General features: G+C 43.3%; 11 protein-coding genes. 10 read left to right on the forward strand and 1 reads right to left on the reverse strand.

From position 1 onward, the window contains the following. The first annotated feature begins 94 nt into the window (after positions 1–94). From DVG78_RS01565 to DVG78_RS01605, 9 genes are all read left to right on the forward strand, one after another. Positions 95–1,099 carry a M28 family peptidase gene (locus DVG78_RS01565; protein ID WP_114459605.1) on the forward strand — a complete coding sequence of 335 codons (1,005 nt, stop codon included), beginning with the start codon at positions 95–97 and terminating at the stop codon, positions 1,097–1,099. Positions 1,100–1,128: 29 nt separating this feature from the next. Further along, on the forward strand, positions 1,129–1,533 hold the full coding sequence (locus DVG78_RS01570; RefSeq protein ID WP_229598097.1) for a hypothetical protein: 405 nt from the start codon (positions 1,129–1,131) through the stop codon (positions 1,531–1,533). Positions 1,534–1,606: 73 nt separating this feature from the next. Continuing rightward, complete coding sequence (locus DVG78_RS01575) at positions 1,607–2,995, forward strand: serine aminopeptidase domain-containing protein (RefSeq protein WP_114459306.1); 1,389 nt, start codon at positions 1,607–1,609, stop codon at positions 2,993–2,995. A 5-nt stretch (positions 2,996–3,000) separates the two neighbouring features. Continuing rightward, the gene (locus DVG78_RS01580; RefSeq protein ID WP_114459307.1) at positions 3,001–3,303 is read left to right on the forward strand and encodes a rhodanese-like domain-containing protein; all 303 of its coding nucleotides are present in this window, start codon (positions 3,001–3,003) and stop codon (positions 3,301–3,303) included. A 327-nt stretch (positions 3,304–3,630) separates the two neighbouring features. After that, positions 3,631–4,239: a collagen-like triple helix repeat-containing protein gene (locus DVG78_RS01585; protein WP_114459308.1), complete on the forward strand. Its 609-nt coding sequence runs from the start codon at positions 3,631–3,633 to the stop codon at positions 4,237–4,239. 489 nt (positions 4,240–4,728) lie between these two features. Then, positions 4,729–5,133 (forward strand): nuclear transport factor 2 family protein, encoded by a 405-nt coding sequence (locus DVG78_RS01590; RefSeq protein WP_114459309.1) that lies wholly within the window; start codon positions 4,729–4,731, stop codon positions 5,131–5,133. A 297-nt stretch (positions 5,134–5,430) separates the two neighbouring features. Beyond that, positions 5,431–6,294 carry a hypothetical protein gene (locus DVG78_RS01595; protein WP_114459310.1) on the forward strand — a complete coding sequence of 288 codons (864 nt, stop codon included), beginning with the start codon at positions 5,431–5,433 and terminating at the stop codon, positions 6,292–6,294. 61 nt (positions 6,295–6,355) lie between these two features. Beyond that, on the forward strand, positions 6,356–9,664 hold the full coding sequence (locus DVG78_RS01600) for a SusC/RagA family TonB-linked outer membrane protein (protein ID WP_114459311.1): 3,309 nt from the start codon (positions 6,356–6,358) through the stop codon (positions 9,662–9,664). Positions 9,665–9,692: 28 nt separating this feature from the next. Beyond that, positions 9,693–11,225 (forward strand): RagB/SusD family nutrient uptake outer membrane protein, encoded by a 1,533-nt coding sequence (locus DVG78_RS01605; protein WP_114459312.1) that lies wholly within the window; start codon positions 9,693–9,695, stop codon positions 11,223–11,225. A 99-nt stretch (positions 11,226–11,324) separates the two neighbouring features. Here the strand turns inward: DVG78_RS01605 and DVG78_RS01610 are convergent, their stop codons facing one another. Next, positions 11,325–11,621: a hypothetical protein gene (locus DVG78_RS01610; RefSeq protein WP_114459313.1), complete on the reverse strand. Its 297-nt coding sequence runs from the start codon at positions 11,619–11,621 to the stop codon at positions 11,325–11,327. Positions 11,622–11,963: 342 nt separating this feature from the next. Here DVG78_RS01610 and DVG78_RS01615 point away from each other — a divergent pair, with 342 nt between their 5' ends. Then, complete coding sequence (locus DVG78_RS01615) at positions 11,964–12,896, forward strand: ATP-grasp domain-containing protein (protein WP_114459314.1); 933 nt, start codon at positions 11,964–11,966, stop codon at positions 12,894–12,896. The last annotated feature ends 210 nt before the right edge of the window (positions 12,897–13,106 follow it).

The raw sequence follows: 13,106 nt of genomic DNA on the forward strand, positions 1-13,106 counted from the left end.
ATTAGCAGTTCTTCCTTACATTTGGTGTTCAATTAAAGAGGCAAAGTCTAAAAATAGAATGCCTGTCATTTTTGAAACCCAAAACAATTTTTTTATGCAGGAATTTAGCAAGGGAGTAGCCCTAATGCTTCTGGTTTTGACGTTATTGTGTTGTAATTCTAAACAATCCTCTTCTGAGCAAACGACCACCAGCGAAACCGCAACAACTATGGTAAAGGCACCTTTATTTAGTGGAGATTCGGCTTACGCTTATGTGGAAAAACAAGTCAAATTTGGCCCTCGGGTTCCCAATTCAGCCGCCCATACCCGTTGTGGAGACTACCTCGTGGCCGAATTGAAACGCCTTGGCTGTACAGTAACGGAACAGACTTTTACGGCAACCCACTACGACGGCCGCAAACTCAACGCCCGCAATATTATAGGTAGTATTAATCCACAAGCCACAAAACGTATTCTGTTGGCGTCACACTGGGATAGCAGACCCGTTGCCGACGAAGACCCTACCAACAAAACGGGGGCAATAGATGGCGCCAACGACGGAGCAAGTGGAGTAGGAGTGTTGCTTGAACTAGCCCGCACTCTTCAACAAGCCGCCCAAAAACCGGGTGTTGGTGTTGATTTGATTTTTTTTGATGTAGAAGACGGTGGAAATTCAGCCGTTGCCAAGGATAAATTTACGGGTTTTTGCTTGGGCTCTCAATATTGGGCCGCCAATAAGCACGTTCCAGGCTATTCGGCATATTTTGGGGTTTTGTTGGACATGGTCGGTGCCAAAGGAGCGACGTTTCCGAAAGAAGCTTTCTCGAATCAATACGCCAACGAAGTCACGCGAATGATTTGGAATACCGCCAGCCAATTGGGGTATAGTTCTTACTTTGTGGAACAAGACGGCGCCGCAATTACGGACGACCACTTGCCAGTGAACGAAACCGCCAAAATTCCGATGGTTGATATTATTCATCTCCAGCTCAATAATCCTCAAAAAACCTTCTTTGATGACTGGCACACGCACGAAGATGATATGCGCAACATTGACCCCAACACCCTCAAAGCGGTAGGGCAGGTACTGATTCAGGTCTTGTACCAAGAAAGTATTTAGAAAAATTGTATCGTCTGATTTTGATTTTTATGATAAAAAATAACCGTTATTTAAGCGTAAATACCCTTTCGTTTCTCCTGCTTTCTTTCGTTTTTTCCTGTTCTTCCGCACCAGATAAAGTTGGAAATTTAGATTTAATAAAATGGCGAAGTGACCGAGGTGGATGCGGCGACGTCAGAAAAGGGCTTGAAAAAGAATTTGTGAAAATACAGAGTGAGCTTTTGGGGAAACATATCGATGATGTAGGGTACATGCTGGGCCGCCCAGATATTCAGCAGTTGGGGTCACGGGATCAAAAATTCTACGTCTATTTCTTGGAAAAAGGAATTCATTGTACTGATATTACCCAAAAATCAGCCGCTCAAAAAGTGATTTTACGTTTCAACGCCGTAGGCTTACTTTCTGAAATTACTTTTCAGGCACGACCTTTGTAGAGGAGTTAAAAGATAATCTGTTCATTGCCCGAACGATTAACTTTTGGCAGTCAACATTTAACTTCACAATTCGATGCGTTTTTCCGTTGCTTTTGCCTTTTTTATCCTTCTTTTTTCGCCTTTCGTCACTTCGGCACAACACCTTCGCCACAAAGGGAGTTTGGGCATCAGCTATGTAGAGGCGAGTGATTCGTTGATGAGCATGCAGCATTTACCCGATAGCCACGGGATTTTAGTGAAGAGTGTCATGCCAGAATTTACTGCCGCGCGCTTGGGCATTCAGGCGGGCGATATTCTGGTCTCTATCAATGAAACGGATTCGTTGTACATGTTCGATTTTCGAAAGTTGGAGCAGGAATTGTACGAGCAGGAACCAATTTCAATTACTTACATTCGAAATAGAAAGAAAGTCCGAGCCGTTGGGAATGTGGTTGCGGCACCCAAGGAGTTTTCAAAAGGAGAGGTAATTTACGGAGAGGTTCCTTATCAACGGGGCTATTTGCGTTCTATTGTTCATAAGCCATTGGGAAGCAATCGCTTACCTGCTATATTTTACATTCAAGGGCATGAGTGCGGTTCAGTTCATTTTGCCGAAGACACACTTGCTCCTGTCAAACAATTAGTGGATGGTTGGGTGAGTGCCGGGTACGTTGTTTTTAGGATTGAAAAACCAGGAGTAGGAGAAAGTGCTGGTACAAAAGAGTGCGTTCGGCTGAGTTATGAAGAAGAAAAGGCCGCTTTTCAGAACGCGTTTGCGGCTTTTAAGAAACTTTCTTTTGTTGACAGCACCCGATATTTTTTGTTTGGGCACTCATTGGGTGGAGCGTTGGCGTCACTGTTGGTGGCCCAATCGGGTTCTAAACCGATGGGTATCATCACGTACGGAACCGTGGTGAAACCGTGGTTTGAGCACATGATTGATGTATACCGCCAAAAGCCGTTATTGTATCAGGAGTCGTACCAATCCATCGAAGCCAATACCCGGATGATGATACCTTTGTTGTATGAATGGTTGGTACAGGCAAAAACACCGACTGAGTTGCTTCAAGAGCCTGATTTTGAGGCAATACTTACATCTAAAGAAAATCCACTTTCCTACCATAGAGGCACTTTTTTTGGGCGTTCGTCGGCGTTTTTTACCGAGCTTCAGCAGCAAAACCTCACGCAGGCATTGGCGCAGGCGTCAGTGCCTACTTTGTCCCTGTGCGGAGAATTTGATAGTGAAGCTATCAGCCCAGAATCGGCGCAGAGTATTGCCCGAATTGTAAATGAAGTGAGTCCTGAGTTGGGAACGTTTAAGCAATTGAAAGGCACCGATCAGCATTTTATTAAAGTAAAGTCTTTTGTTGAAGCGGCTCAATTGCAACAATCTGGGCAATACATGCAATATGCCCGCCGCCATTTTAACCCAGAAATTCTTACGGAGACTGTTCAGTGGATGAAACAGCATAACAGGAAATAAGCATTTTGAATATTTACCAAGATATATCGCTCCAAGAAGCTGAAGCCATGGCTGCCCAACCAGATGCTATCATTGTGGATGTGCGGGAGCCTTGGGAGTTTGAGGAATTTAGCATTGGCGGTACCAATATCCCCCTTGCAGATATTCGAGAACGCCGCACCGAATTATTGCCTTATCAAACCCTCATCGTCGTTTGCACCAATGGAACCCGCTCTCGCGTAGCGGCCAAAGATTATTGTCGGACGGAGGCGTTTCAGGAGAAACAAATTTTTCATCTCAAGGGTGGGATTCTGGAAGTAGAAGATTGAGTTTTAACTTGATTTTTATTTATTGGGTTTAAAATCAGAGAATTATGCCTTGGGTGAATTAAAATAATATAAAGCAACGACCCTTTTATAAATCTATCTTTTTTTTTCTTCAGCACTTTTTTCAGTGGCAATCTTCTGTCAAAGACTTTTCCGATTTCTGATTGATAATCGACACTTCAAGGTATAAAAACAGCAATTCATGCTGTAAGCAATTCTGGGCCGTTGGCAGCAGTACTAATTTTGCGCTGTCTTTTACGAACAGTCATTTAGCAAAATGTTGATTCGGAGAGACTTAAAATTTTGTACTATTAAAATATACAGCTTTCCATGAAAACAATTGCAATGTTATTTCTAGTGGGCCTCATTGGCCTTACAGCTTGTAATACCGAAGGAGTACCTGGGCCGAAAGGAGATACGGGTGCACAAGGGCCTAAGGGCGACACTGGTTCGCAAGGCCCCAAGGGAGATTCGGGTACGGTGAATGCCCGGAGTTATATTTACGCCAATCAGCAGTTTAATGCACTAGGCACTCCAAATTATGATGCTACTACTAAACTGTTCACTTACAATAGTTTTCGGACTTATAGTCCACAAAACTACGCTGCAATCGCCGATAAAGGGGTGGTGTTGGTTTACCTTCGTGATCAACTCAATGCGTGGACTTTAAACACCATTCGGGCCAACTATCTCAACGTAGGCGTGAGCGATAGCCCTAGTGTGATTGAGTCGGTGGTTCGGCCTCAAACTGATAAAGTTCAGATAATGGCTAAATTAACAACGCCTTTGGAGACAAACTTATTTGTAAACTACCGATTTGATGTAAAAATCATTCTGATTGAGCCCACCCATTCGGTAATAGGTGCGCTGCGTATGGGTCAAGTTGATGTCAAAGACAGTCGAAATGTTGAGCGATTTTTCAACCTAAAACACCTTTAAATTGCGAAGTGGAATGCAATTAGGCTTATTGACTTTAGATTAGAAATACAAAAGATTTTGTTCACGCTTTTGCATTTACTGATTTACAATTCATTTTCGAAAACCGAACTTTTTCGTTTGGGTACCTTGGAATTAACCAGACAATTTTATTTTACATTTGTCTGGTTAATTTATTGGATATGGTTGAGGAAAGTTTAGAAGTACTGGCGGGACTCTCTTACATATTATTGAGTGGCATTTTGGGGCCTTGTCAGGTTGGAAGACCACGCTTGTCAAAACACTGGTTGCTAAGCAGACCAAGTGTTTATTTAGATTTGGAGTATTTTTGCCGACCGAGTCAAGTTACAAAATGCGTCTGATTTGAAATAGTCATTTTGGGTGAAATTCAACGGATGCCCGAGTTATTTCTGTTACTTTGTTCGATGTTTGACCAAAATCGCTAATCGAGGCGGTTCATCCTGTTGGGTTCGGCTTCTTCTGATAAAAAATATGAATACCACAAAAAATATTCAACTTGTTCAAAACAATTATACGGCTTTTGGTAAAGGCGATATGGATACCTTCTTTGGTAATTTATCAGATAATTTCGTTTGGGAGGCTCTTTATCCCGAAATGGTCCCTTACGGTGGAATGTATCAGGGAAAACAACAAGTAGGCACAATGCTTCAAAGCATGGGAAGCAATTTAGACATTCGTATGTTTTCGCCTGAGGAGTTTTTTGTCAACCAAAACAAGGTAGTCGTTATAGGGCAAGAAACTGCCACGGTAAAAAATACAGGTAAGACCTATCATCAACGTTGGGTACACATTTGGGAGGTTGACGAAAACAACAAACTTACCCGTATTACCTCTTATAACGATACAGATGCCATAAAAGAGGCTTTTTTCAAATAACATAAAACTTGCTCATGATAACGGACTCCTGATGATAAAAGATAGGAGGTTAAGGTTCTGTGAACACATTGTGAGCCATTCCAATTGCCCAAACGTATCTCATTAATTCCCTGATTAACAAGGTGCACTTAATCAGGTTTTAAATCTACCTTAACACCATTTGAGCTGTGTAGTGGTTAATTTGGGCGTACACAACCCAATGACTGTTTATACATTTAACGATTTGGCAAAACCAGGTTAACCTTCGGATAACACTAAATACCCAATTTTGCTGCGTAGTATAACCGCACTTAATTAGTGAAAATAGTAATCACCATCGTTAGCGCCATGGCTGTTTTGTTTTTCGGAGCGGCAGACATGGAAGTAAAAATCGTTGCATCAACCACCATTGACTCTTTAGGGGCTTGCCAGGGAGTTAGCTATCAACAAGGTAAGGTTTATCTCTACGGCGACCGTGAAATGGGAATAATCCGTACTTATACCCTCAACTCCAATCAATTAGTTTATACGGGCCAAGAAATAAAGCTCACGCAAAACGGTCAGGATGTGATCAATCATCCCACTGGAATTGCTCATAATGGCTCCAAACACACTTTTATCGGCAACAGTATTCGTCTTAATCCAGAAGGAACGCGCTGGAAAGCGGTGATTTATGCCGTTGATTGGGAAGGGCTGCAACGTACCAAAACACTGGACGGAAATTTGCTCAACGTGATTGAAGACGATGTATGTATTCAGGGAACGCGTCCTGAGTACGTACAATACAAAGGTAAATGGTACGTAGCCACAGCTGATTATGGCCAAAAATCCAACGAAGTTCGTCTCTATGACCCCGAACTCCTCCGCAATGCCAAAAGGACAAGCGAAGCAGGTGTGTTGTTCAAAAAGTTTAGCTGCTCGGCTTGGGTTCAAAACCTGCATTGGATACCGTCAAAGGGAGTTTTGGTATTGATTCAAAACCAAATAGAGGGTCGTAAATGGCGATTTACGTTTGTGGATTTGAACAAATCCATTGCATCGGGGCAACAACAAGTATTGAACGTAGTAGATATTGATAAATCCGACGAGTTGGAAGGTTTTACGCTTCTCGATGGCTCTTCAACGGGGATGGCCGTTACTTCTTCGCGCCATCAAAATGTACATTTTGTAACGGTAAAATAACAAAAGGCGTATTTGCCGGCGCCCTTTTCGGCAAACCAATTAAACACCTAATTTATTAGTGATGAACATCTACAAAACACCAACCAAAAGTTGGATGTGCTTTTGCATTTTGTTTTTGGGATTGACCTTTCTGCATCAATCCCCTGCATCAGCCACCAAGCTCCAACAGGTAATCAAAGTAACAGGAACCATTACCGATGAGGCAAATCAACCGTTGCCGGGCGTAAGTATTGTGGAAAAACAAACCCGCAAAGGAACGGTATCTGACGGGCAAGGAAAGTTTTCTCTTGAAGTATCTACGGAAGCTGTGCTGGTCATTTCGTCGGTCGGATTTGTGCCGCAGGAAGTGGTAATTAATGGTCAAATGTCCTTGACAATTAAACTCAAAGAAGACATAAATATGCTCAATGAGGTGGTAGCGGTGGGTTATCAAACCCTGCGTAAAAGCGACGTAACAGGGGCTATCTCAAACGTAAAAGCCCGCGAATTGAACCTCGCCGCCCCAACGCTCGGGCAGGCATTGGTAGGAAAACTGGCTGGGGTGCAAGTGTCGCAGGTAAGCGGAGCACCCTATGTCAGCACTAAAATCCGGGTGCGCGGAATTGGCTCCATCAATGCCAGCTCAGACCCGTTGTACGTTATTGACGGTTTTCCCGCAGGAAATGATGTTTTCATCAACCCCAACGACATTGAAAGCATTGACATTCTGAAAGATGCGGCTTCGGCGGCTATTTATGGTTCACGCGCTTCGGGTGGGGTCGTCATTATCACCACCAAACGCGGCAAAGAGGGTAAGGGTAAAATGGAATATGACTATCAATATGGTGTACATCAATTGGCAAAGAAAGTAAAGTTGCTTAATTCAGAGCAGTTTGCACAATTGTTGATTGATGCCCGCAACAACACCTACCGCGATTTGTACGAAAATTCAGGGAAGACATGGAACAACTCTATGTTTTCAGATGATAACGCTACGCGAGTCTCCAAAGTAGGTAACGCCAGCGCCGTAAGCATTCCAACCGACATCTATGACTTTGCGAATCAGAAGTTGATTGCGCCTAAATACAATACCGATTGGCAAAACGAATTGTACCGTAATGCACCCGTGAGTCGCCACAATCTGACGTTTTCGGGTGGCAACAAAGGCGGACGCTATTTGGTAAGTTTGGGTTATCAAAACCAACAGGGAATTATCGTCGCTACCAAACAAGAACGACTGAATTTTAGGGTTAATGTTGACGGTGACCTGACCGAAAAACTCAAAGTAGGAGCGAGTATTTTTGTCACTTCCACCAACGGGCGCGAAGTACAAGAAGGCCGTTTTAATCAGGGGGTAGTATTAGGTGCGTTGATTTATCCGCCCACCTTCCGAGCATACGACGACAACGGCGTGTTATTGAAAAATCAGGTAGCCGCCCAACAGCCAACGTTTGGGTATCAGACAGTAGAAAATCCCGTGGCTTTAGCGTTGGAAACCAACATCAAGCGTCGCGGATTGCGGGCTAATTACAACGGAAATCTTACCTATGAACTCTTGCCAGGATTGTCGGCCAAAGCTAACATCGGTTTGCAAACGTACAACGAGAAATACGAGTACTATTTGCCCACGAGCCTGAGCAGTGGCAACAATCCGCCGTATTCTACGCAATCTTACGCTGCGGCCCGAGCCACCGCCCAAACATTGGCAACTACCAACCTTTTGGGAGAGTTTACGGCCAACTACACCAAGCAATTCGGCGAACATGGCATTAATTTATTAGCGGGTTATACCGCCCAAAAATACAACAGTGACTTAATCAGTGTGTCGGCGCAAGGATTTCAGAATGACCTGATTCAAGAAATTACAGCCAAAGGCGCTGACCCAGCCAATTTTTTCCTGAATGGCGCAACTGGAAAAGTAGAAGAAACGCTGTTGTCGTACTTGGCAAGGGCCGAATACCGTTATGCGAGTCGCTATTACATCACGGCGGCTTTTCGTCGTGACGGGTCTTCTCGTTTTGGACCGTTGAACCGTTGGGGCGCTTTTCCGTCCGTGTCGGCAGGGTGGAATATTTCCGAAGAATCGTTCTATAACAATATGTTAGGAGAAGCTTCAACGCTCAAACTGCGGGCAAGCTGGGGTCTGACGGGTAATTACAACATCGGAAATTACAATTATCTGCAAACCATGGCTAACCCAAGCGGGACCGTTTTTGGCAACGGAACCATCAACACGGCCGTTTGGGCAGGCCCCATCAAAGATCAACGTTTGGGTTGGGAATCGACTTCACAATACAATGTAGGACTTGATGTTGGATTATTGCGCAACCGCCTTTCATTCATTTTCAATGCCTATTTGAGTAATTCATACAATTTGTTGTTCAATCAACCTGTGTCGGCTATTTCGGGAACGTCTACAATCTTAACCAACCTGCGCGATTCGAAAGTGCAAAACAAAGGCGTTGAGTTGCAGATAGACAGCCGTTTGGTTTCGACCAAAGATTTTAAGTTGAATCTAAGCGGGAATATTTCGTTCAACCGCAATAAAGTCCTCAACATGGGAGGCGCCAATACCATCATTACCAACGGTGCCGAGCGCTCTTACCTGACCCACATTACCCAAGAAGGGCAGCCCATCGGAATGTTCTATGGATTTAAAGTGATTGGCATGGTGCGTGAAAAAGACATGGAAAATATTGCGGTTGATAATGCCAACTACAACGCTTCTAAGCAGTCATTCCCAACGGGTTACGTGTTGAAAGGCCCAGCACGTTCGACGGCTTCAAGCAATCCGCTCCGTCCGGGTGATTTGATTTTTGAAGATGTAAACAAAGATGGTGTCGTGAATGATGCCGACAAACAGGTCATTGGTACGCCTTATCCTAAGTTTACCTACGGCTTTTCGCTCAATGCAAGTTACCGCGATTTTGATTTGGGGGCAGCGTTCAACGGCGTATACGGGAATCAGGTATTGGACGGACAGGATTATTATGTCTATAATATGGAAGCCTCAGGTAATCAATATGTTGATGTAATCAATCGTTATCGCTCAGAAGCCGAACCGGGCAACGGACTTGTATACCGAGCAGCTCGTGGAGGTACCCAAAGCAACAGCACCCGTTTGTCCACATTCTATTTGCAAAGCGGCTCCTTCTTCCGTTGTACCAACCTTTCGTTGGGTTATAATTTGCCGACAAAATGGCTCGGTAAATGGAAAGTGGAAGGCCTGCGCGTGTATGCCAATGTCAATAATGCTTTTACCGTAACGAAGTACAAGGGCTACAATCCTGAAGTGGATTACAATGGCGGAGCCAACCTCACGCCCGGGGTAGATTATGGTATGTATCCATTGGCCCGTGCCTACAACATCGGCGCAAAATTGACTTTCTAACACACGTTTGATTCAACCGAAATTAATTATGAAAACTATACGTAACAGTATCCTTTGTCTTTGCCTAACGCTCGGAGCAATGTCGTGCAATGACAACTTTTTGGTAGAAACTGACCCCAATTCGGTGGCTACCTCTAATTATTTTAAAAATGAAAATGACGTTTTATTAGCGGTTAACGGTGCGTATCAAGCCCTGCGCAACAACAGCGGCCTTGCCGAAGGCAGCATGTTGTATTCAGAAGAGCGCTCCGACAACACGGGCAGAAACGACAATCAATCCAACGCGGGGGAGCCGTTTCAGTTCAACGATTTCTCGTTGCTGCCCAGCAATACCTACCTAAAAACCCACTGGTTGGCGTTGTACCAAATCATCACGCGGACCAACTTAGTGTTGGACGGGATTGAGAAAGTAACGTTTTCAAATGCCACCACCAAAGCTCAATATCAAGCAGAAGCCAAGTTTATTCGGGCATTGGTCTACTTCCATTTGGTACGTAAATGGGGCGATGTACCGCTGGTTACCAAGCCGTTGAGTTCCAGTGATGAAGTAAAAGCCAACACCGCACGGGAGAAAAAAGACAAAGTGTACGCGCAGATTGTAGCTGACCTGACCGACGTGGTCAATAGTTCATTGCCTGACCACCAGCCTGTTGCCAATAAAGGACGAGTTTCTAAAGTTGCTGGGATGGCACTTTTGGGGCAGGTATACCTGACCATGGCCACCACTTTGGATGCCGCCAACCGTACAACTAACCTCAATCAGGCAAAGACCTACCTGACTGCTGCGTATGATAAGCGTACTTTCGGCCTGTTGAAAGAAATTTCTTATACGGATGTGTTTGATGTTGCCAAAAAATCAACGAATCCTGAAATTATCTTTCAAATCGTGTATAAGCAGGGAGACATTAATTATGCTTCCAACATTGCTGTGAGCACTCAGGCGCAGGGAGAAAATATCAATTCGTTGCGTACCACCACTGGAACGGGCGGTAATGTAACCCCTGATTTAGTAAAAGAATACGAAGAGGGTGATTTGCGGAAAGATTTTTCCATTAAATACGCTAATGCGGCCAACGTAAAAGATTACTTTATTACCAAATACCGCGATGTAAGCGCTGCGGCAGGAGCCAACGGATACGGCGGAAATGACTGGATTCTAATGCGTTACGCCGACGTGATTTTAATGTTGGCCGAAGTGAATCTGTATTTGGGCAATGATGCGGCCGCCATTAGCTTTCTGAATCAGGTGCGCGAACGGGCGAAGATGCCTCTGTATGAAGTTGTGAAAGAGACCGCCGCATACAAAGCTAAGTTCCCTACGCTCAAAATGGCTATTTTGCACGAGCGCCGCATCGAACTGGCGTTTGAAAACCACCGTTGGTTTGATTTGCTGCGCTTTTTTACACCTGCTGAGTTGGTAACTTATATGGGCACCAAGTTGCAGGCAGATTTTGGCGCAGCCAAGATTTCTAATTTTGGTCTCAAAGATTATTATTATCCCATTCCGTTCGATGAGTTCAAGCTTGATCCCGTAAAAATGTACCAAAACGAAGGGTACTAGCAAATCAGTCTTACAGCATCAATAAGAGTTAGTTTATACACAAACGGCAACCATTTACAGAATGGTTGCCGTTTGTGTATAAACGCGAATTGAAGTTATCTAAGCTATAGGGGTAGGGGTAGCTTCATCTTTCTTTTTCGAAACTTTAGCTACTTTCTTGACTTTTTTTTCTTTGGCCACTTTCTTTGCTGCCTCTAACACCTTTTTTGCGGCTTTCTTTTCTCCCTTTTCTTTCTCTTTGGCTTCTTTCTGCTTAATTTTTACAAGCCTCTTCGCCAACTTTTCAGAGGTTTTATTGACCGCTTTTTTTATCTTTTTGGAAGTAGCCTCGTCTATCATAACATCGGCAATTTTTTTTGCAATTTCGCTTGCTTGAGCCTTTATTTTTGATTTCATTTTGGGTTGAATAATTAGAAAAATGTACAAATAAAAAAATTTACAAATAGATAGGTATTTTTTTTGTAAAACAATAGTCTAATGTTGTATTTATGTTAAGTTTTTCATCGGAAATGGGGGCAAAGACCTGAACAAAAGACGGTAAGAACCTACGCCTTTTCTTTATTTAAAACCATCGGCTCAAAGCTGTTATGTCGGCAACTTACCGCTATTTATACTATTGATAACCAATTACTTTTGATTAAATTTTTCCGTAAAAAACATAATAATTTATTGACTCTATCTTAACATAATATAGGAGGTCAAAATGCTACATTCGCAGAATTAAACCTGCCTTCTGCGATGAAACTACTTTATCTGTATTCTGACTCCGATTTTACCCCGTGGCGCGAAAATATCAATGCTGCCACCATTGCTTCCCTCATTCAGGCAACCCCTGAGAATGTCCAAACTTTTGTAACACATTTTGTGGGTTTCACCGCTGAGTTTGCTGATTTTTTACGTCAGTTTGACCTTGTTTTCAACGTGTGCTATGGGTACGGTGTAGCTGACCAGGTAGAAGTGGTTCGTTGGCTTGACTGGCATGGGATTAAACATACTGCAAGCTCTTATTCGACCCAACTTTTGGCCATGGATAAGGCCCTTTTGCCAGATATGTGTGTGCAAGTAGGATTAAATACTCCTCGTATTTTATTGCCTAACGAACTGCTTGATTTTTCTCCAACTACGACCTTTATTGCCAAGCATCGCTACGGTAGCCTACACCGTAACATGCTATTTTTTAAAAAAGATAACATTCCTAGTCAGCAATTAAACAGCTTAGAATCCTACATTATTCAGCCTTATATCGAAGGCCGTGAGTTTACCGTTGCGGTAATTCCTAATAAAAATGGACTAAACCCTCAATGCCTGCCGCCATTAGAAATTATCCCCAACGATGGTAGAGCTATCTATGTAGCAGGTCAAAACTATGGACCTACCTACAAAGATTTTGAGCCCCAATTGGATGAACATCTTTATGACATGATGACTGAAGGGGTGTTGGAACTGCATAAACTTTTGGAAATCAAAGGAATGTCGCGAACAGATGTCCGCGTAGCCAATGACGAGGTTTACATACTTGATATTAATACAATGCCAAACTTAGACCCTCAACGTAGCTACTTACCAGCCCTCGCCAATCATCACGGAATACAATTGAAGGAGCTGATTGAACGAACCATAAAAAGCGCATTGATTTGGTACGAGCGGCAGTTGGTGCAGCAGCCCGATTGAATAAATTATCCAAAATGCTCGCCAATGTAGTTTTTGGGTCGTTCCTGAATAGGGTTTTGGAAAATAACCGAGGTTTCTTCATAAATAAGATATGAAAACAATCAAGTTGTTCATTATCAAAATTTTAAGTTATTAAAAAGGGGTTTCAAAAACATAACAAACACTTAAAAACCTGATAATATACAGTCTACAACTTCATTGTAGTTTTGC

This window comes from Runella aurantiaca, assembly GCF_003339505.1.
Lineage (GTDB): Bacteria > Bacteroidota > Bacteroidia > Cytophagales > Spirosomataceae > Runella > Runella aurantiaca.